The organism is Aquitalea sp. ASV11 (assembly GCF_016429185.1).
Lineage (GTDB): Bacteria > Pseudomonadota > Gammaproteobacteria > Burkholderiales > Chromobacteriaceae > Aquitalea > Aquitalea pelogenes.
In genome coordinates this window covers 1-791 of the sequence record NZ_JAELUD010000152.1, presented here as the reverse complement: position 1 = coordinate 791, position 791 = coordinate 1, and the positions used below count along the sequence as shown (strand labels likewise).

Below are 791 nucleotides of genomic sequence, written 5' to 3'. Positions count from 1 at the left end.
CCCAAGATGACGATTTGTCCCACTTGCAGAGTTAACTGCAGGTGTTTCATCTCGCCGTCTAATTAATTCGGCTTCTTCAGTTTGTTAAAGATCGGGCATTGTAAAAACAACGCAAACAGAAATTCACCCAGCAATAAAAATGCTGTGTGCGCTTTTGTTTGCACTGTAAGAATGGTGGAGGATGACGGGATCGAACCGACGACCCCCTGCTTGCAAAGCAGGTGCTCTCCCAACTGAGCTAATCCCCCTCTAAACCCGAAATACTGCGTTACATCGCTCCTCGTGTACATGATGTACACGTCGTCACGCTGCGCCTTGTCTTTCGGCTTTATTTTTTTATCCCAGACAGTATCTGAAATAAAAATGGATTATCCGTAGTGCTGCCTACAGCACCCAGATATAAACTGGTGGGTCTGGAAGGACTCGAACCTTCGACCCCTGCGTTATCAACACAGTGCTCTAACCAGCTGAGCTACAAACCCAGTTGACGCTTACACCGCAGTTTTGCGTCTGCGATGTTCTTCCGATCAAAATCGCGTCAATCAAGGCGTGGACCGACGTCGTGTACTTCATGTACACGAGGAGGTTCGCAACGCGGAGTGACGATGATTTTCATCGAAAGCTTTGCCCTATTTTCAGAACAACCGATAGGTTGTGAGTACTCGACGATCGCCTTCTCTAGAAAGGAGGTGATCCAGCCGCAGGTTCCCCTACGGCTACCTTGTTACGACTTCACCCCAGTCATGAATCCCACCGTGGTAAGCGGCCTCCTTACGGTTAGCCTACCCACT

The 791-nt window shown here is 49.1% G+C and carries 2 tRNA genes and 1 rRNA gene; all 3 read right to left on the bottom strand.

Annotated elements, in window-relative coordinates:
- Positions 1–172: 172 nt before the first annotated feature.
- A tRNA-Ala gene (locus JHD62_RS21395) sits at positions 173–248 on the bottom strand.
- Between the two features lie 157 nt (positions 249–405).
- Positions 406–482: transfer RNA gene (locus tag JHD62_RS21390), tRNA-Ile, on the bottom strand.
- A gap of 200 nt (positions 483–682) precedes the next feature.
- Positions 683–791, bottom strand: a 16S ribosomal RNA gene (locus JHD62_RS21385); the annotation flags it as partial.